Here is a 17,462-nt window from a genome sequence, read left to right as displayed (position 1 = left end):
CCGCGCGCTGACAAGGGTCGGCGGCGAGAAAGTTGGGGGCGGGAACTCAGCGGGACGGCCGGTCGCACGGCTCTGCCACCTCCCGGGTCGACTCCTAATGTTCGAACCAGTGAGTTAGTTATAGGTGACGTGGCTCACCGAGGGGAAGAGTGCACCGAAAAGTTCCGAAACCGCCCACGGATACCGACTGACGGTCCAACTAGACCACTGTGTGGACTGCGTGTAACGTACGAGCCGTCCCCGGCCGCACCGGGCACGGCCCCGCGCCGGCTCCCGCTCTCCATCCGCGGCCGAGCGCAGCACGCCGGGTTTCCCGGACACTACCGCCGACATCGGGGAGATCGAGGACCAGTGAGCCCAGCCAAGAAGCCCGGCACCGAGCCGGCCGCCGACGCCGGGGGCGTCCGCAGCGTCCAGCGCGCCGTCGAGATCCTGTCCCTGCTCAGCGAGGAGCGCCCGGTGATCTCGATCCGCGAGATCGTCGAGGCGACCGGCCTGGCGAAGACCACGGTCATCCGGCTGGTCCAGACGCTGGAGCAGAACGGCCTGCTGTGGGCGGCGCCCAACGGCTACCTCCCCGGGCCCGGCCTCTGGCGCTGGGCCCACCTCGCGCGCAGCAGCTGGGAGCTGCCCCCGGAGACCCGCCGGTACATGCGCGACCTCGGCGCCCGCCGCCGCGAGACCGTCAACCTCTACATGCTCCGCGACATCTACCGCGTCTGCGTCGCCCAGCAGGAGAGCCCGCAGCCGCTCCGCCACGTCGTGCACGTCGGGGACGAACTCCCCCTCTGGGCCGGCGCCTCGTCCAAGGCCCTCCTCCGCGACGCGCCCGACTCCCTCCTCCGGCGCGTCGCCGTCAGCTCCCCCTACGGGGAGGGCCACGTCAAACGGCTGCGCGAGTGGATCGACGAGGCGGCGCACCGCGGCTGGGCCGTCAGCCACGGGGAGCGCGAGGACGGCCTGTCCGCCGTCGCCGTGCCCGTCCTCGGCCGGTCCGGGACCGTCGTCGCCGCGCTGTCCCTCAGCGGCCCCACCGTCCGCTTCCCCGACGACGTCGTCGAGCAGTACGCCGCCGACCTGCGCCAGGTGGCCGCGGAGATGTCGGAGCGCGGCTTCGACCACCCGCTCAGCCCCGCGCGCTGACCCGCGGCCGGACCCACGGCGTGACCTGAAGGAGCAAAGCGCATGTCAGAGCGACCGCTCAGCGGTGTACGCGTCCTCGACCTGACCAACGTGCTGGCCGGCCCGTACTGCAGCTACCAGCTGATGCTGCTCGGAGCCGAGGTCGTCAAGATCGAGGTGCCGGGGCAGGGCGACCTCGCCCGGCACCTCGGTCCCGACGCCGAGCTGAACCGGGCCGGGCTCGGCGCCTCGTTCCTGGCGCAGAACGCGGGCAAGAAGTCCGTCGAGATGGACCTCAAGGACGCCGCCGACCGCGCCGCCTTCGAGGACCTGGTCCGCGGCGCCGACGTGCTGCTGGAGAACTTCCGCGCCGGCGTCCTCGCCCGGCTCGGGTTCGGCTGGCCGCGGCTGCGCGAGCTGAACCCCCGGCTGGTCTACTGCGCCATCTCCGGCTTCGGCCAGAGCGGCCCCATGAGCCAGGCGCCCGCCTACGACCAGATCATCCAGGGGCTCTCCGGCATGATGAGCATCACCGGCACCGAGGACACCGCCCCGCTGCGGATCGGCTTCCCCGTCTGCGACACCGTCGGCGGGCTCACCGCCGCGCTGCACATCTCCGCCGCCCTCGCGGGCCGCGCCCGCACCGGGAAGGGAACGTTCCTCGACGTCTCCATGCTGGAGTCGGCCGTCTCGGCGATGGGCTGGGCCGTCTCCAACTACCTGGTCAGCGGCGTCCCGCCGGAGCCGATGGGCACCCAGAACGCCACCGCCGCCCCGTCCGGCACCTTCGAGGCGGCCGACGGCCCGCTCAACATCGCCGCGAACCGGCAGCGGCAGTTCGAGACGCTGTGCGACCTCCTCGACCGCCGCGACCTCCTCGACGACCCGCGCTTCACCGACCGGGAGCGGCGCAAGCGGCACCGCGACGAGCTGACCGGCGAGCTCAACCGCGCGCTGCGCCGCCGCACCGCCGGCGAGTGGGAGCGGATCCTCGCCCCCGCGGGCGTCCCGGCCGCCCGCGTCGTGACCGTCCCCCAGGCCGTCGGCCTCGACCAGCTCGAGCACCGCGGCTTCTTCACCGAGCTGCCCTTCCCCGACGGCTCGGGACGGGTGCTCAAGGTCTCCGGCGGCGGCGTCCTGCACGACGGCGAGCCCCTGCGGCCCACCGGCCCCCCGCCGCTGCTGGGCGACCAGAACGCCGGGCGCGACGCCCTCGCGGACCGCTGGAACGGCCGGGCCGAGAACGCCGTCACCCCATGACCGACCGTGCAGCGCAGGAGGCTCCCGTGAACGAGATCGACCCGACCGGCGCCGTCGCGGACTGGTGGGCGACCGCCGTCTCCCGGATGGAACCCGGCGTCATCGAGCTGCGCGGCCGCCCCGTCCAGGACCTCATCGGCACGACCGGCCTCACGTCCATGATCTGGCTGATGCTGCGCGGCGACCTCCCGGCGCCCCGCCAGGCCGCCCTTCTCGACGCGGCGCTCGTCGCCGCCGTCGACCACGGGCCGCAAGCGCCGTCCATCGCCATCGCCCGGATGGCCGCCACCTGCGGCGTCGGCCTGAACAACGCCGTCGCCAGCGCCGTCAACACCCTCGGCGACGCGCACGGCGGGGCGGGCGAGCAGTGCGTCCGGCTGCTGGACGACGTCATCCGGCGCGAGGACGCCGGGCTCGACCTGCGCACGGCCACCGATCGGGCCATCGCGGACGGGCCCCGCTACCTGCCCGGCTTCGGCCACCGCTTCCACCCCCGCGACCCCCGCCGCGACCCGCTGCTCGCCCTGGTGGAGGACGCCGTGCGGGACGGCGTCGTCCCCGGCCGCCACCTGCGGGCCGGCAAGGCGATCGAGGCCCGCCTCGCCGAGGGCCGCGACAGGCCCGTCCCGATGAACATCGACGGGGCCACCGCCATCATCTACGCCGAGCTCGGGTTCCCCGCGCCGCTGGCGCGCGGCCTGTTCGTCCTCAGCCGGAGCGTCGGGATCCTCGCCCACGCCTGGGAGGAGTCCCAGAGCGGCCGGCGCAACAAGGGTCCCGTCCCCCGCGCCGTCCTCCCGGCCTACGTCCCTGACCGCCCCTGACCGCCCCAGACCGCTGCGGCCCCGGCCGGGGCGCCGGTCAGCCGTCGTGCCGGGGCCTGCCCGTCACCTCGTGGCCGGCGTGGGAGAACGCCTCGGTGATCAGCGTCCGCACGTGGGTGTCGCGCGCCCGGTACAGGACCCTGCGGCCCTCCCGGCGGGTGTGCACCAGACCGGTCATCCGGAGCTTCGCCAGGTGCTGGGAGACGAGCGGCCGGGACGTCTCCAGGAGGTCGGCGAGCGACGTGACGTCGTACTCGCCGGACGTGAGGAGCCACATCAGCCGCAGCCGGGTCGGGTCGGCGAGCATCCGGAACGCCGCCGTGGCCGCCTCGATCTGAGCGCTCGAAGGATGCTGTTGCATGGACCTCGCACCTGCAATGTAGCCGCGTGCATACTCGACTACATATACTCGGGCGCACGGCTCGCTCGCAACCGAGGAGGCCCATGTCGGATTCCACCGGCCCCGAATTCTCGCCAGGCCACGGGCATGGACACGGTCACGGGCATGGCCATGGGCACGGGCACGGGACCGCCTCGTCCCTTCTCGCCCGGGCCAGGCACCTGCTCGCCCCGCACGGCCACGACTCCGCCGACAAGACCGACGAGGCGCTGGAGACCAGCGGCCGCGGGCTGCGCGTGCTCGGGCTGTCCCTCGCGGTGCTGGCCGCCACCGCGGCCGCCCAGGCGGCGATCGTGGTGCTGTCGGGGTCGGTGGCGCTCCTCGGCGACACCCTGCACAACGTCGCGGACGCGCTGACGGCCGTACCGCTCGGCATCGCGTTCCTGCTCGGCCGGCGCGCCGCGACGCGCCGCTTCACCTACGGGTACGGCCGCTCCGAGGACCTGGCCGGGCTGGTGATCATCGTGGTCATCGCCGCCTCCGCGGCCCTCGCCGGTTACGAGGCGTTCCGCCGCCTGCTCGCCCCGCAGGACGTCAAGGCCCTCGGCTGGGTCGCGGCGGCCGCCGTCGTCGGGTTCCTCGGCAACGAGGGAGTGGCCCGGTACCGCATCAGGGTCGGCCGCGAGATCGGCTCCGCCGCCCTGGTCGCCGACGGCCTGCACGCGCGGACCGACGGCTTCACCTCGCTCGCCGTGCTGGCCGGCGCCGCCGGGTCCGCCCTCGGCCATCCCGTCGCCGACCCGGTCATCGGCCTGCTCATCACCCTGGCCATCTGCTTCGTGCTGCGCGACGCGATCAGGGAGGTCTACCACCGGCTGATGGACGCCGTGGATCCGGAACTGGTCACCGCCGCCGAGCGAATCCTCGCCCGGGTGGAGGGGGTTCGGCGCGTCGGCGGCGTCCGGCTGCGCTGGGTCGGCCACACCCTGCGCGCCGAGACCGACATCGTGCTCGACCCGGACCTGTCCCTCGTGCAGGCGCACGCGGTGGCGGTGGAGGCGGAGCACCGCCTGATCCACGGCCTGCCCCGGCTGCGCGCCGCCACCGTCCACGCCGATCCCGACGGCACGGACGGAACCGACCACCACGCCGCCCTGCACGGCCACCATTGAACGCATGAAGCACCGTTCCCCTCCGCCCGCCCTGTCCGATCCCACCGGCCAGGAAGTCGTCCAGGCCGCGCTCGCCCAGGCCATGATGCGTCTGGACGAGCGGCTCGTGGCCGCCTTCGCCATCGGCAGCCTGGCGCACGGCGGGTTCGCTCCCCTGGTCAGCGATGTGGACGTGGCCCTCGTCGTCGATCGCGCCGACGCCACCGCCGCGACGGCCGTCGACGCGGTCCGCCGCGACACGATCCGGCGGTACGCGGGCACCCCTCACCACGCCCTCGCGTCGCGCCTCTCCCTCTTCTGGAGCGACTGGGAGAACCTGGCGGACGGCACCGAAGCCGGCCGGTTCCCCGCGACCGACCGGCTCGACCTCCTTGACTCAGGCATCCTCTTGTACGGCTCCGACCGCCGTTCCGGTTGCGCCCGGCCCGGACGGGACGAACTTCTCCTCGACAGCGCCGCCTTCGCCGCGACCAGGTTCGCCGACCCCGCCTACGCGCACACGCTCAAGCACCCGGAGGGCCTCGCCGCCGAGGGCGCCCGCGCGGCCACCAAGACCGTGCTGTTCCCCGTCCGGTTCCTCTACACCGCCGCCACCGGGCTGCTCGGCCGCAACGACGACGCCGCGCACTGGTACACCGCCCCGCCGCAGCCGTCCAGCGGCCTGGTCACCGCGGCCGGGCGCTGGCGGTCCAACGGAATCGGCGACGCCGCCGCGGCCGCCGAACTGCTCCGGCGGGAACTCGTGCCGCTCTACCTGCACTGCCTCGACCGCCTCCGCGAGCACACCGCCGCGTCCAGCCGCCCGGACCTCGCCGTCCCCCTGGCCCGCCTGCTCACCACCCTCGCCTGACATCGCGTTCCCGGCAACGGCCGTCGTCGGCGGCCTCAGGAGGCGCCAGGAGAGCCGGAGCAGGAGCGGGGCCGGCGGGGTCAGGGCGACAGGAGGGCGTCCAGTTCGGCGTCGAAGAGCTGCGCGGCGTCGAATCCCATTCCGGTGAAGTGGCCGGCGAGCTCCAGCGACAGGACGCCGTGCAGCCGGGTCCAGAAGGTCAGGGCCCGGCACAGGGCCGCGGGCTGGGCGGGGTGGTCGCCGGCCCAGTCGCGGTGGCCCGCCAGGTGGGCGTCGAACGGCGTCTCGGGACGGTCGGCCGGAAGCGCCGCGCAGGCGTCGAGCAGGACCGCCATGGTCTCGGCCGAGATGCGGGTGATGTCGTCCGGCGCGTCGTAGCCGGGGACGGGGGTGCCGTAGATGAGCAGGTACCGCTGGGGGTCCTCCAGGGCCCAGGCGCGCAGCGTGTGCGCCAGCTCGGCGAGCCCGGCGCCGGCGTCGGCGGCCGAGCGGAGGGTGTCGGCGAGGCTCTGGTACGCGTCCCTGACGAGCTCGGTGATCAGTTCGTCGCGGCCGGCGTAGTAGCGGTAGAGCGCGGGCCCGCTCATGCCCATCTGCTTGGCGATCGCGTTGAGCGAGAGCGCGGACGCGCCCGTCGTGGCGATCTGCTCCCAGGCGTGCTGCTTGATCTCCGCGCGCACCTGGGTGCGGTACCGCTCGCGCGGGGTCCGCGTCCCCGTCTCCGCCATGCCCTGCCGCCTTCCCGTCCGTCGCTACGACTCGAAGATTTAGTTAGAGGGTATCACGAAGCCTATTGACACTCGCACGAGATGCTGGTTATAACTTCTAACAGAAGCTAGAGCATCATCCGAGTGCGATGGAGGAGCCATGAACACCGAAGAGCTCGTCGAGGTCGTCCTGCCGGGCAGGGTCGAGCCGGAGGGGCTGCAGATCCGGTACGGGGACGTCCCCGTACCGGGGCCGGGCCAGGTCGTGGTGCGGATGGAGGCCACCGGCGTCTCCTTCGCCGAGCAGCAGATGCGCCGCGGCCGCTACTACGACCAACCCGCGTTCCCGTTCGTGCCCGGCTACGACCTCGTCGGCACCGTGAAGGCCGCGGGACCCGGCGTCGACCCGGGCCTGATCGGCACCCGGGTCGCGGCGTTGACCAAGGTCGGCGGGTGGGCCAGCCACGTCCTCCTCGACGCCGCGGACACCGTGCCCGTCCCCGACGGGATCGGCGCGGCGGAGGCGGAGACCCTCGTCGTCAACGGCATCACCGCCTGGCAGATGCTGCACCGCAAGGCGCACGTCCGCGCCGGGCAGACCGTGCTGGTGCACGGCGCCAACGGCGGCGTCGGCTCGGTCCTGGTCCAACTCGCCCAGGCCGCGGGCGCGAAGGTGATCGGGACGGCGTCCGCACGCCACCACGACCTGCTCCGCGAGCAGGGCGTCGCGCCCGTCGACTACCGCGCCGGCGACGTCGCCGCACAGGTCCGCGCCCTCGCCCCCGGCGGGGTGGACGCCGTGTTCGACCACGTCGGCGGCGCCGGGATCGTCGACTCCTGGCGCCTCCTCGCCCCGGGCGGCACCCTCGTCTCCTACGGTAGCGCCTCCACCCGCGACGACGAGGGCTCCAAGCAGTGGCCCGTCTTCAAGCTGCTCGGACGCGTCTGGATGTGGAACGCCCTGCCCAACGGGCGCCGCGCCTACTTCTTCAACGCCTGGGCGGGGCGGGCGCTGTCCAAGAAGCGGTTCCGGGCCCGGCTGCGCGCCGACCTCACCGAGGTCTTCGCCGCGCTCCAGCGCGGTGACGTCACGCCCCGGATCGCCGCGGAGCTGCCGCTCGCCCGCGCCGCCGACGCGATGCGGCTCGCCGAGTCCGGGACCGTCGCCGGGAAGGTCGTCCTGACGCCGTAGCCGCCCGCGAGAAGCGGGGGAATTTTCCCCGGTTCTGCTGCTACCGTGTCCCTGCGAGAACGCCGGCTCCGGGCGAGGAGGTGGACGATGGCCAGGCCGATGCGGGCCGACGCGCGGCGCAACCAGGAGCGCATCCTGGCGGCCGCGCGGGACATGATCGTCGAACGCGGCCCGGACGTCCCGCTCGACGACGTCGCGCGCCGGGCGGAGGTCGGCAGCGGCACGCTGTACCGCCGCTTCCCCGACCGCGGCACGCTGCTGCACGCCGTCGCCCTCGACGCGCTGACCGGCACCCTGGAGGCCGCCCGGGACGCCTGCGAGCAGGAGCCCGACCCGTTCGAGGCGCTGGCCCGGTACCTGCGGCGGACGCTGGAACTGCGCGTCTCCGCGGTGCTGCCGGCGCTGCTCGGCCGGGTCGATCTCGAGGGCGATCCCGAACTCGCGCCGCTGCGGGCGGAGAGCCGCCGGCTCCTGGAGGGCCTCGTCGCCGCGGCGCGCGCGGCCGGGAGCCTGCCGGACGACGTCACGTTCGCCGACATCGGCATGATGGCCGTCCGCATCGCCCGCCCGCTCCCGGGTCCGCTGCCGCCCGAGGAGAAGCAGGCCCTCGCCCGCCGCCACCTGGACCTGTTCGTCCGCGGACTCCGCGCCCAGGCCGCGCTCTGACCGCCTCACGACCGCCTCACGACCGGCGGGGGCGGCTATTTCAGGGGGTCGTGGCCCCAGTTCATCAGGGAGTAGCGCCAGGGGGTGTCCCGGACGTCGCCGGGCGGGCGCTGGGCGAGGTGCCGGTGGACGTAGCCGACCACCTTGGTCATGTGCGCGTAGTCGTCGTCGGACAGGTCCGCCCGCTTCGTGCGCATCAGCCGGACGATCCGCCGCCCGGACGCGTGGCCGGTCGCCTCGCCGCCGTCCTTCTTCTGGCCGACGGACTTGGACTCGTCGGTGTCCAGCCATTCCTCGAGTTCCTTGGGCGTCATGTTGACGGCCGCGCCGAAGTCCGCCGCGACGGCGTCCCGCTCGGCGGTCACGTCGTCGGCGACGCGGAGAGCGTCCCTGCGTTCACTGCCCATTGGCTCGCGATACCCCCTCGCAGGCCGGGCATTCCAGGAAAAGCCTGGTCAGAGCCGGGATCGCGGCCGGTTCGGAGAGGGCGCCGGAAAGGCGGCGCGACCGCGGTCCCGTCCTCCCGATCACGTGGCGGTCCCTTCACCTACGCTTGAACCCACCATGGGGGACGAGCGGCTGACGATCGGCGAGGTGGCGGACCGGACGGGGGTCGCCACCTCCGCTCTGCGCTACTGGGAGGAGTTCGGCCTGCTGCCGGCGCCGGCCCGGGTGTCGGGACAGCGGCGCTACCCGCCGTCCGCGGTGGAACACGTCGGGCTCATCCTGCTCCTGCGCGAGGTCGGCTTCACGCTGCGCGAGGTCAAGGAACTCGTCGGGGCCCGTACGTCGGGCGGCGACTGGCGGGAGCTGCAGCGGGGCAAGCTCGCCGAGCTGGACCGGCAGATCGCCCGGATGCAGGCGGCGCGCACCGCGATCGCCCACGGCCTGGCCTGCCCGCACGACAACGTCTTCGAATGCCCGAACTTCGCCGACGTGCTCGCGGCGCGGCTGGCGGGGACGCCCTTCGAGGAGGCGCACAAGCACTGATCCCGGCTCCTCCGCCCCGCATGTCACAGGCGGACGGGCTGCGTCGTCTCGGGTCCGACAACGGGTGCCGAGACGGACGCGCCCTTTCCACGACGAGGAGCGGGGACATGAGCGAGCAGGCCGCAGACCGCAAGGTCGCGCTGGTCACGGGGGCGAACAAGGGGATCGGGCGCGGAGTCGCCGCGGAGCTCGCCGCGGCGGGCATGACGGTCCTGGTCGGCGCCAGGGATCCGCGGCGCGGCGAGGAGGCCGCCGCGGCGCTGCGCGAGTCGGGCGGCGACGTGCACGCGGTCGCCCTGGACGTCACCGGCGCGGCCTCCGTCCGGGAGGCGGCGACGCTGGTCGAGGAGCGCTTCGGCCGCCTCGACGTGCTGGTCAACAACGCCGGCATCACCGGCTCCGGGCAGGTCGCACCCGCGGACGCCCACGACCAGGTCCCGAGCACCGTCGACCTGGACATGGTCCGCAGGGTGTTCGAGACCAACGTGTTCGGGGTGATCGCGGTGACCAACGCCATGCTGCCGCTGCTGCGGCGGTCGCCGGAGCCGCGCGTCGTCAACGTCAGCAGCCATGCCGCCTCGTTGACGATCTTCAGCGCCCCGGACGGCCCCATGGCGTCGCTGCTGCCGTCGGCGGCGTACTCGCCGTCCAAGAGCGCGCTGAACGCGCTGACCGTGCAGTACGCGAACGAGCTGCGCAAGGACGGCGTGCTCGTCAACGCCGTCGCGCCCGGCTTCGTCGCGACGGACGGCAACGACCACACCGGCGTCCTCACCGTGGAGCAGGGCGCGGCGGTCGTGGTCCGGCTGGCCACGCTCGGCGCGGACGGGCCGACCGGCGGCTTCTTCGGCGAGGAGGGCCCGATCCCCTGGTGACCGCGAGCGCGGGCGCGGGCGCGGGCGCGGGTCAGGTGCGGCGGGGCGTGACGAGGCCGGACTCGTAGGCGAACACCACGAGCTGGGCGCGGTCCCTGGCCCGCAGCTTCGTCATCGCCCTGCTGACGTGCGTCTTCGCGGTGGTCGGGCTGATCACCATGCGGGCGGCGATCTCGTCGTTGGACAGGCCCCGCGCCACCAGCGCGGTGACCTCGCGCTCCCGGTTGGTCAGCACGTCGAGCGCCTGCGGCGCGGGCTCGGGACGGCGCGCGACGTACTCGGCGATCAGCCGGCGGGTGATCGCGGGCGACAGCAGCGCGTCGCCGCGGGCCGCGACCCGCACCCCCTGAAGCAGGTCGGCGGGCTCGGTGTCCTTGACCATGAAGCCGCAGGCGCCGGCGCGGAGCGCGTTGAAGACGTACTCGTCGAGGCCGTAGTTGGTGAGGATGACGACGTGGACGCCGCTCAGCCGCTCGTCGGCGGCGATCAGCCGGGTCGCCTCGATGCCGTCCATGACCGGCATCTGGATGTCGACGAGGGCGACGTCGGGCCGGTGCTCGCGGGCGAGCGCGACGCCCTGCTCGCCGTTCGCGGCCTCGGCGACCACCTCGATGTCGTCCTCGATCTCCAGCAGGGCGCGGAAGCCGCCGCGGATCAGCGCCTGGTCGTCCATGAGGAGCACGCGGATCACGCCGCTCCCTCCAAGGGCAGTTCGGCGCGCACGACGAAGCCGCCCTCGGCGCGGGGCTCGGCGCGGAGCCGCCCGCCGAGCGCCGCGACGCGCTCCCGCATGCCGAGCAGCCCCTTGCCGGGCACAGGCGGCGCGTCCGGGTCGGCCTCGCCGTCGTCCTCCACCTGCACGACCAGCGCGCCGTCCGCGTAGTCGACGCACACCGCGGCGGCCGCGCCGCCCGCGTGCCGGGAGACGTTGGTCAGCGCCTCCTGGACGATCCGGTACGCGGCCCGGTCCACCTCGGCGGGCAGGTCGCGGCGGGTGCCGGACACCGTGACCGTGGCGTCCAGGCCGGCGGAGCGGGCCCGGTCGACCAGGTCGCCGAGGCGGTCGAGGCCGGAGGCCGCGGCCTCGCCCTCGGATCCGTCGCCGCCGTCGGAGTCGCGCAGCACCTCCAGGGTGGCGCGCAGCTCCCGCATGGCGTCGCCGCTGGCCTCCTGGATGGCCAGCAGCGCCGGGGGGACCTCCTCACCGCGCCGGTGCGCCAGGTGGACGGCCACCCCCGCCTGGACCTTGATGACCGAGATGCTGTGGGTGAGGGAGTCGTGCAGCTCCCGGGCGATGCGGAGCCGCTCCTCCCCCGCGCGGCGGCGGGCCGCCTCCTCGCGGGTGCGCTCGGCCTCGGCGGCCCGCTGCTCGGCCTCGTCCAGGTACGCCTGCCGGTGCCGGGTGACGGTCGCCGCGACGCCGGCCGCGACGAACCAGCCGACCAGCAGCGCGACGCTCTGGAGGTTCTCCTCGGCCCCGTCGGCGCCGGGCAGGTTCACCGCCACGGCGATGCCGAGGAAGGCCACGCTCACCACCGCCGCGGCCACCCGGTGCCCGGCCCTGACCGCGCCGAACACCGCCACCATGACGGGATAGGCCGCCGCCGGGCCCGGCTGGGTACGGGCCGCGACCACGAGCATGAACGCCGCGCCGAGGACGAGCGCCACCAGCGGCGCCCGCCGCCACGCGACGAGCGCCAGCGAACCGGCGATGCCGGCCGCGACGTCCAGCGCGCCCGCGCGCGGCGAGTAGAGCATGACGACCGTCAGCAGGACGGCCATCGCCGCGGCGAGCAGGCCGTCCTCGGCGAGCGGCCGCCTCCCGTCCAAGAACCTCATTGAGGTAGGTTATGGGCCTTTTTCTCCGGCGTCCTCCGCTGGACGGAGCAATCCCGGACTACTCCCGGCGTCGTAGTGCGGCCGGGCGTACTCCCGTGGTGCCGGGCGCAGGAGTCTTCCCCGGCACGATGACCGCCGACCAGTGCGAACAGCACCATTTCCGGCATGTACACGATCCGGAAGTCGGCCCGCGGACGGGCGGGCGCCGAGCCGGCCCCACGGCCCGGGCTCACGCTCGCCGCGGTGGCCGTCGTGCAGTTCATGGTGTCGCTGGACCTGTCGGTGGTGAACGTCGGGCTCCCGCGGATCGCGTCCGGCCTCGGGTTCGGCGCGGTCGGCGTGACCTGGGTGATCCACGCCTACGCCCTCTCGTTCGGGGGGCTGCTCCTGCTGGGCGGCAAGGCCGCCGACCGGTACGGCCGCAAGCGGGTGCTGCAGCTCGGCCTCGGCCTGTTCGGCCTCGCGTCGTTCCTCGGCGGCCTCGCGCAGGAACCCGGCCATCTGGTCGCCGCCCGCGTCGCCCAGGGCGTCGGGGCCGCCGCGCTGGCGCCGGCCGCGCTGGCCCTGCTGACCGCGACGTTCCCCGCCGGACGGGCCCGCGTCCGCGCGTTCGGGATCTGGAGCGCGATGAACGCCGCCGGGGGCGCCTTCGGCGTCCTGATCGGGGGGCTGCTCACCGAATACGCCGGCTGGCGCTGGGTGATGTTCGTGAACGTGCCCATGGCCGCCACGGCGCTGGCCATGGCCTGGCGGGGCGTCGCCGCCGACGCGCCCGCGGAGCGCGGCGGCCGCCCCGACGTCCTCGGCGCGGTCCTGGCCACGGCGGGCGTGACCCTGCTGGTGTTCGGCGTCGTCCGCACCGACCGGCACCCGTGGACGTCGGCGGCCACCGTGACGACCCTGGCGGCCGCGGTCGCGCTGCTCGCCGCGTTCGTCCTCGTCGAGCGGTCCACCGCCCGCGAACCGCTGATCCGGCTCGGGCTGCTCGCGAACCGCTCGGTCGCCGGCGCGAACGCCTACAACCTGCTGACCGGGGCGGCCCTGTCGTCGTCCTTCTACTTCGTCTCCCTCTACCTGCAGCGCGTCCTCGGGACGGAACCGGCGCTGACCGGGCTGGAGTTCGTGCCGTTCGCGCTCGGGGTGATCGTCGGCTCCTTCCTCGCCGTCAAGCTCGGCTACCGCCTCCCCGCCCGCACGCTGCTGATCGCCGGCGGGCTCATGACCGCGGCGGGGTTCGCGTGGTTCGGCCGGATCGGCGCGGACGGCTCCTTCCTCACCGACGTCCTCGGCCCGTCCGTCGTCGCCAGCGTCGGGTTCGGGCTCTGCCTCGCGCCGATCGTCTCCACCGCCACCACCGGGGTGGCGCCCCACGAGGCCGGCGCCGCGTCCGGGCTGCTCAACAGCGTCCGCCAGATCGGCGCCTCGCTCGGGCTGGCCGCCCTCGGCACCGCGGCCCACGACCGCACCGGCGACGCCGTCACGCCCGCCTCGCTCAGCGACGGGTACGCGTTCGGCTTCACCCTCGGCGCCGTGCTCCTGCTCGGCGCCGTCGTCATCGCCCTCACGGTGCTGCGCCGCAGCGGCCCTCCGGCGCCGGCCGGACGGACCGGCGACCTCGAGCCGGTCGCCGCCGCCGACTGACCGGGCCCCCTCCGCACCACCCTCCGCCCGCTCTCCACAGGAAGGACGGCCCGGCATGCCCGTCGCTCCGATCGACCTCTTCGCGTCCCTTCTCCACCTCCGCCAAGGCGGCACGATCCACGCCGAGAAGAGGACGGTGTGCTCCGGCCACGACGGCTGGCGACTGACGGCCTTCCACGCGAAGACCGACGCCGACGTCCACGGCGGCCAATGGGAGGTCCATCCCGAGGCCGAGGAGGTCGTCTCCTGCCTCATCGGGAAGATCCGGCTCTACCTGCGTCCCGAGGAACCGGGGCAGGAGGAGGAAGAGGTCCGGCTGCCGGCCGGGACCGCCGCGATCGTCCCGCGCGGGCGATGGCACCGCATCGCGCTGGACGTGCCCAGCAGCATCATGGCCGTCACCCTGCCGCAGGGCAGCCGGGTGGAGGCGCGCCGATGACCGCCGCCGGCCTCGCCGAGCCGACGTCCCCGCCGGCCTCCTCCGCCGGTTCCGCGGCGGACGGCGAACCGGGCGGGCTGCTGCGCCCGCACGTCCGCGGCTTCGCCGCGCTCGTCGCCCTGCAGGTGGTCGGCGCCGTTGCCGGGCTGGCGCCGCTCCTCGCGGTCTCCGAGGTGGGCCGCGCCCTCCTTTCGCCCGGCCCGGCCGACCACGGCCGCGTCTGGACGGCCGTGGTCGCGGGCGCCGCCGGCCTGCTGGTCCGGCTGCTGTGCACGGCCGCGTCCTCCGGGATCGGGCACCTGCTCGACGGCCGGGTGCAGCTGGCGTTCCGGCGGCGGCTCGCGGCGCGGCTGGGGCGGGTCCCGATCGGCTGGCTGTCCGGCCGCCGGACCGGTGAGCTGGCGAAGCTCGTCGGCGACGACGTGAGCGCCGTGCACCCGTTCATCGCGCACATCCCCGGCGAGCTCGTCACCGCGTTCGTGGTGCCGCCGGTGTCGCTGGTCTACCTGTTCGCCGTCGACTGGCGGCTCACGCTGATCACGCTGGTCCCGGTGCTGCTGGCGGTGGCTCTGGTGCCGCTGATGACGACGCCGGGCCGGCTGCGCGAGCAGAAGGAGTTCGACGCGGCGATGGGCCGGATCGCGAGCTCCGTCGTCGAGTTCGTCCAGGGCATCGCGGTCGTCAAGGCGTTCGGCGGAGGCGAGCGCGCCCTCCGGCGGTTCGTCGAGGCCGTGGACGCGTTCGTCACCGCCTTCTACCGCATGGTCCGCGCGCTCGCCGGTGTCGCCGCCGCGATCCAGCTGGTGCTGTCGCCGCCGTTCGTGCTGCTGGCCGTGCTGACCGGCGGCGCGGTGCTGATCGACCGCGGCGGCATGCCCCCGGCCGACCTGCTGCCCTTCCTGCTGCTCGGGCTGGGGCTGACCGCTCCGGTGGCGGTGCTCTTCCACGGCTTCGACGACCTGCAGGGCGCGCGGCGCGCGGTGGGGCGGATCCGGGAGGTGCTCGCGGTGCCGCCGCTGCCCGAGCCCGTGGTCCCGGTCGCGCCGCGCGGGCACCGGGTGGAGCTGCGCGACGTCCACTTCGGGTACGGGCCCGACCGCGAGGTGCTGCGCGGGATCGACCTGGTGCTGGAACCGGGCACGGTCACCGCGGTCGTCGGGCCGTCGGGCAGCGGGAAGTCGACGCTGGTGCGGCTGCTGCCGCGGTTCTTCGACCCGGCCCGGGGCTCGGTCGCGCTCGGCGGCGTCGACCTGCGGGACCTCGCCGGACGGGACCTCTACCGGACGGTCTCCTTCGTCTTCCAGGACGTCCGCCTGCTGCGCGCGTCGGTCGCGGACAACATCGCGCTCGCGGTTCCCGGCGCGGCCATGGACGACATCGTCCGCGCCGCCCGGCGGGCGAACGTCCACGACCGCGTCCTGGAGCTGCCGCGCGGCTACGACACGGTGCTCGGCGAGGAGGCCGACCTGTCGGGCGGCGAGGCGCAGCGGATCTCGATCGCCCGCGCGCTGCTCGCCGACACGCCCGTCCTGGTGCTCGACGAGGCGACCGCGTTCGCCGACCCGCAGACCGAACTGGCGGTGCGGCGGGCCCTGACGGCGCCGGGAGGCGACCGGACGATCCTGGTCATCGCCCACCGGCTGGAGACGATCGCCGACGCCGACACCATCGTGCTGCTGGAGGACGGGATGATCGCCGAACGCGGCGCGCCCGCCGAGCTGCTGGGCCGGGACGGGCGGTTCGCCGCGTTCTGGCGCTCCCACCTCTCGGCGGTCGGCGGCGAGGCCGCTCCCGGCCCCGGCGCACAGCGAGGAGACGACCTGTGATGATCTCGACGCTGTTCCGCGTGCTGGGGGCCGAACACGCCCGTCCGGTACGCCGCACCGTGGCCCTGATGACGGCGACCGCGGTGGTCGAGGGCCTGTCCTACGCGCTGCTGGTCCCCGTCCTCCGGGGCCTCCTCGGGGACGCGCCCGGAGACGCCCGGCCCTGGCTGATCGCGTTCGGGGCCGCGGTCGCGGTGTACGGGGCGCTGCGGTACGTCAGCGACCTGTCCGGGTTCCGCGTGGGGACCACGCTGCTGCACGGGATGTACTACCGGCTCGGCGACCATCTGGCCCGGCTGCCCGTCGGCTGGTACGGCCCGCGCCGCGTCGGGGAGGTGTCCGTCCTGGCCGGGCGCGGGCTCATGCAGGCGATGAGCGTGATCGCACACCTGCTGGCCCCGCTCGTGTCCGCCTGCGTGACGCCGCTGACGATCGCCGCCGTGATGGTCGGCTTCGACTGGCGGATGGGCCTGGCCGCGCTGCTCGCGGCGCCGCTCGTCGCGGCGGTCCAGGTCCGGGCGGGGCGCGCGATGGACGCCGCCGACGCCGAGCGCGCGGACCGCGACCACGAGGCGACGGCGCGGGTCGTCGAGTACCTGCGGGCCCAGCCGGTGCTGCGGGCCGGCGGCCGGACCACCGAGCGCTTCCGGATGCTCGACGACTCGCTCCGCGGGCTCCAGCGCGCGTCCCGGCGCTCCACGCTGTCGGCGCTGCCCGGAATCCTGGGCCTCACGTTCACGGTGCAGGCGGTGTTCACCGTGCTCCTGGCCCTGGGCGCCTACCTCGCGCTCGGCGGGCGCATCGGCGCGGCGGACGTCCTCGCCCTCCTGGTCCTCGCCGCCCGCTGCGCCGACCCGCTGCTGTCGCTGTCGGAGCTCGGCGGCAGGCTGCGCGGCGCGCGCGCCCAGCTGGCCAGGCTCGACGCGGTACTGAGCACCGAGCCGCTGCCGGAGCCCCGCGAACCCGCCCTGCCGGAGCACGGCGGCCTGGAGTTCGCGTCCGTCACGTTCCGGCACGGCGACCGGACGGTCCTCGACGACGTGTCGCTGTCCGTGCCGGAGGGAGGGCGGCTCGCCGTGGTCGGCCCGTCGGGCGCGGGCAAGAGCACCCTGCTGCACCTGCTCGCGCGGTTCTACGACGTGGACGGCGGCTCGGTCCGGGTCGGCGGCGTGGACGTCCGGGACATCGGCGCCGAGGCGCTGATGTCCCGGATCGCCGTCGTCTTCCAGGACGTGCACCTCTTCGACGGCACGATCGAGGAGAACGTCCGGCTCGGCCGTCCGGACGCGAGCGACGCGGAGGTGCGGGCGGCGGCGAGCGCGGCGCGGCTGGACGAGGTGGTCGAGCGGCTGCCCGGCGGCTGGGCGGCGGACGTCGGCGAGGGCGGCGAGCTGCTGTCGGGCGGTGAGCGCCAGCGGGTCTCCATCGCGCGGGCGCTGCTCAAGGACGCGCCCATCGTGCTGCTGGACGAGGTGACCTCCGCGCTGGACCCGGTGAACGAGGCGGCCGTCCACGACGGCATCGAACGCCTGGCGGCGGGCCGGACGGTGGTGATGGTGGCGCACCGGATGCGGACCGTCCGGCGCGCGGACCGCGTCGTCTTCCTGGACGGCGGCCGGATCGTCGAGGAGGGCGCCCACGACGAGCTGCTGCGGCGCGGCGGCCGCTACGCCGGCTTCTGGGCGCTGTCCACGGACCCGGTCGCGAGCGGGCGGTGAC

The 17,462-nt window shown here is 74.7% G+C and carries 18 protein-coding genes; 13 read left to right on the top strand and 5 right to left on the bottom strand.

The genetic code is table 11. From position 1 onward, the window contains the following. The first annotated feature begins 351 nt into the window (after window positions 1–351). From J4557_RS17370 to J4557_RS17360, 3 genes are read left to right on the top strand one after another with little or no spacing between them, the layout of a single operon-like run. Entirely contained in the window at window positions 352–1,143 is a 792-nt protein-coding gene (locus J4557_RS17370; protein ID WP_208267622.1) for an IclR family transcriptional regulator, read from the top strand. Between the two features lie 42 nt (window positions 1,144–1,185). After that, the gene (locus J4557_RS17365) at window positions 1,186–2,382 is read left to right on the top strand and encodes a CaiB/BaiF CoA transferase family protein (protein WP_208267621.1); all 1,197 of its coding nucleotides are present in this window, start codon (window positions 1,186–1,188) and stop codon (window positions 2,380–2,382) included. Window positions 2,383–2,408: 26 nt separating this feature from the next. Next, on the top strand, window positions 2,409–3,206 hold the full coding sequence (locus J4557_RS17360; RefSeq protein WP_307799910.1) for a citryl-CoA lyase: 798 nt from the start codon (window positions 2,409–2,411) through the stop codon (window positions 3,204–3,206). A 37-nt stretch (window positions 3,207–3,243) separates the two neighbouring features. On the opposite strand, the gene J4557_RS17355 is transcribed toward J4557_RS17360, so the two are convergent. After that, window positions 3,244–3,567, bottom strand: a complete 324-nt coding sequence (locus J4557_RS17355) for an ArsR/SmtB family transcription factor (RefSeq protein ID WP_208267618.1) — start codon at window positions 3,565–3,567, stop codon at window positions 3,244–3,246. Between the two features lie 83 nt (window positions 3,568–3,650). On the opposite strand from J4557_RS17355, the gene J4557_RS17350 reads away from it, so the two are divergent. Together J4557_RS17350 and J4557_RS17345 are read left to right on the top strand one after the other, a co-directional pair. After that, window positions 3,651–4,718, top strand: coding sequence for a cation diffusion facilitator family transporter (locus J4557_RS17350; protein WP_208267616.1), 1,068 nt, complete (start codon window positions 3,651–3,653; stop codon window positions 4,716–4,718). Window positions 4,719–4,722: 4 nt separating this feature from the next. Further along, window positions 4,723–5,568: a hypothetical protein gene (locus J4557_RS17345; RefSeq protein WP_208267615.1), complete on the top strand. Its 846-nt coding sequence runs from the start codon at window positions 4,723–4,725 to the stop codon at window positions 5,566–5,568. 80 nt (window positions 5,569–5,648) lie between these two features. On the opposite strand, the gene J4557_RS17340 is transcribed toward J4557_RS17345, so the two are convergent. Further along, entirely contained in the window at window positions 5,649–6,296 is a 648-nt protein-coding gene (locus J4557_RS17340; RefSeq protein WP_208267613.1) for a TetR/AcrR family transcriptional regulator, read from the bottom strand. A gap of 139 nt (window positions 6,297–6,435) precedes the next feature. Between J4557_RS17340 and J4557_RS17335 the strand changes: the two genes are divergently transcribed. Together J4557_RS17335 and J4557_RS49655 are read left to right on the top strand one after the other, a co-directional pair. Beyond that, window positions 6,436–7,467, top strand: a complete 1,032-nt coding sequence (locus J4557_RS17335; protein WP_208267612.1) for a medium chain dehydrogenase/reductase family protein — start codon at window positions 6,436–6,438, stop codon at window positions 7,465–7,467. A gap of 87 nt (window positions 7,468–7,554) precedes the next feature. Beyond that, window positions 7,555–8,133, top strand: coding sequence for a TetR/AcrR family transcriptional regulator (locus J4557_RS49655; protein WP_243775904.1), 579 nt, complete (start codon window positions 7,555–7,557; stop codon window positions 8,131–8,133). A gap of 35 nt (window positions 8,134–8,168) precedes the next feature. On the opposite strand, the gene J4557_RS17325 is transcribed toward J4557_RS49655, so the two are convergent. Further along, window positions 8,169–8,540 (bottom strand): DUF3140 domain-containing protein, encoded by a 372-nt coding sequence (locus J4557_RS17325; protein WP_208267610.1) that lies wholly within the window; start codon window positions 8,538–8,540, stop codon window positions 8,169–8,171. A gap of 157 nt (window positions 8,541–8,697) precedes the next feature. Between J4557_RS17325 and J4557_RS17320 the strand changes: the two genes are divergently transcribed. Both J4557_RS17320 and J4557_RS17315 read left to right on the top strand, forming a co-directional pair. After that, window positions 8,698–9,123, top strand: coding sequence for a MerR family transcriptional regulator (locus J4557_RS17320; RefSeq protein WP_208267608.1), 426 nt, complete (start codon window positions 8,698–8,700; stop codon window positions 9,121–9,123). A gap of 107 nt (window positions 9,124–9,230) precedes the next feature. Continuing rightward, complete coding sequence (locus J4557_RS17315; protein ID WP_208267607.1) at window positions 9,231–9,998, top strand: SDR family oxidoreductase; 768 nt, start codon at window positions 9,231–9,233, stop codon at window positions 9,996–9,998. A gap of 31 nt (window positions 9,999–10,029) precedes the next feature. On the opposite strand, the gene J4557_RS17310 is transcribed toward J4557_RS17315, so the two are convergent. After that, on the bottom strand, window positions 10,030–10,689 hold the full coding sequence (locus J4557_RS17310) for a response regulator (protein WP_208267605.1): 660 nt from the start codon (window positions 10,687–10,689) through the stop codon (window positions 10,030–10,032). After that, on the bottom strand, window positions 10,686–11,837 hold the full coding sequence (locus J4557_RS17305; RefSeq protein WP_208267603.1) for a sensor histidine kinase: 1,152 nt from the start codon (window positions 11,835–11,837) through the stop codon (window positions 10,686–10,688). Before J4557_RS17305 ends, J4557_RS17310 begins: the two co-directional genes overlap by 4 nt. A gap of 165 nt (window positions 11,838–12,002) precedes the next feature. Between J4557_RS17305 and J4557_RS17300 the strand changes: the two genes are divergently transcribed. The 4 genes from J4557_RS17300 to J4557_RS17285 are packed head-to-tail and all read left to right on the top strand — an operon-like array spanning window position 12,003 to window position 17,461. Continuing rightward, window positions 12,003–13,478, top strand: coding sequence for an MFS transporter (locus J4557_RS17300; protein ID WP_208267601.1), 1,476 nt, complete (start codon window positions 12,003–12,005; stop codon window positions 13,476–13,478). 55 nt (window positions 13,479–13,533) lie between these two features. Continuing rightward, entirely contained in the window at window positions 13,534–13,917 is a 384-nt protein-coding gene (locus tag J4557_RS17295) for a cupin (RefSeq protein ID WP_208267599.1), read from the top strand. Beyond that, a complete protein-coding gene (locus J4557_RS17290) occupies window positions 13,914–15,743 on the top strand; it encodes an ABC transporter ATP-binding protein (protein WP_208267597.1) in 1,830 nt (609 codons plus the stop codon). The genes J4557_RS17295 and J4557_RS17290 overlap by 4 nt, the downstream gene beginning before the upstream one ends. Then, window positions 15,743–17,461 (top strand): ABC transporter ATP-binding protein, encoded by a 1,719-nt coding sequence (locus tag J4557_RS17285; protein WP_208267595.1) that lies wholly within the window; start codon window positions 15,743–15,745, stop codon window positions 17,459–17,461. Before J4557_RS17290 ends, J4557_RS17285 begins: the two co-directional genes overlap by 1 nt. The last annotated feature ends 1 nt before the right edge of the window (window position 17,462 follow it).

The sequence above is a fragment of the Actinomadura nitritigenes genome, assembly GCF_017573545.1.
GTDB classification, from domain to species: domain Bacteria; phylum Actinomycetota; class Actinomycetes; order Streptosporangiales; family Streptosporangiaceae; genus Spirillospora; species Spirillospora nitritigenes.
Note: the sequence above shows the minus strand (reverse complement) of the source record. Positions and strands in the feature narration are given on the sequence as shown.

What these genes read in the sequence shown, in the direction of transcription:
- J4557_RS17365 (WP_208267621.1), top strand. Translation starts at nt 1,186, where the DNA reads ATGTCAGAGCGACCGCTCAGCGGTGTACGCGTCCTCGACCTGACCAAC.
- J4557_RS17355 (WP_208267618.1), bottom strand. Translation starts at nt 3,567, where the DNA reads ATGCAACAGCATCCTTCGAGCGCTCAGATCGAGGCGGCCACGGCGGCG.
- J4557_RS17350 (WP_208267616.1), top strand. Translation starts at nt 3,651, where the DNA reads ATGTCGGATTCCACCGGCCCCGAATTCTCGCCAGGCCACGGGCATGGA.
- J4557_RS17345 (WP_208267615.1), top strand. Translation starts at nt 4,723, where the DNA reads ATGAAGCACCGTTCCCCTCCGCCCGCCCTGTCCGATCCCACCGGCCAG.
- J4557_RS17340 (WP_208267613.1), bottom strand. Translation starts at nt 6,296, where the DNA reads ATGGCGGAGACGGGGACGCGGACCCCGCGCGAGCGGTACCGCACCCAG.
- J4557_RS17335 (WP_208267612.1), top strand. Translation starts at nt 6,436, where the DNA reads ATGAACACCGAAGAGCTCGTCGAGGTCGTCCTGCCGGGCAGGGTCGAG.
- J4557_RS49655 (WP_243775904.1), top strand. Translation starts at nt 7,555, where the DNA reads ATGGCCAGGCCGATGCGGGCCGACGCGCGGCGCAACCAGGAGCGCATC.
- J4557_RS17325 (WP_208267610.1), bottom strand. Translation starts at nt 8,540, where the DNA reads ATGGGCAGTGAACGCAGGGACGCTCTCCGCGTCGCCGACGACGTGACC.
- J4557_RS17320 (WP_208267608.1), top strand. Translation starts at nt 8,698, where the DNA reads ATGGGGGACGAGCGGCTGACGATCGGCGAGGTGGCGGACCGGACGGGG.
- J4557_RS17315 (WP_208267607.1), top strand. Translation starts at nt 9,231, where the DNA reads ATGAGCGAGCAGGCCGCAGACCGCAAGGTCGCGCTGGTCACGGGGGCG.
- J4557_RS17305 (WP_208267603.1), bottom strand. Translation starts at nt 11,837, where the DNA reads ATGAGGTTCTTGGACGGGAGGCGGCCGCTCGCCGAGGACGGCCTGCTC.
- J4557_RS17300 (WP_208267601.1), top strand. Translation starts at nt 12,003, where the DNA reads ATGTACACGATCCGGAAGTCGGCCCGCGGACGGGCGGGCGCCGAGCCG.
- J4557_RS17295 (WP_208267599.1), top strand. Translation starts at nt 13,534, where the DNA reads ATGCCCGTCGCTCCGATCGACCTCTTCGCGTCCCTTCTCCACCTCCGC.
- J4557_RS17290 (WP_208267597.1), top strand. Translation starts at nt 13,914, where the DNA reads ATGACCGCCGCCGGCCTCGCCGAGCCGACGTCCCCGCCGGCCTCCTCC.
- J4557_RS17285 (WP_208267595.1), top strand. Translation starts at nt 15,743, where the DNA reads ATGATCTCGACGCTGTTCCGCGTGCTGGGGGCCGAACACGCCCGTCCG.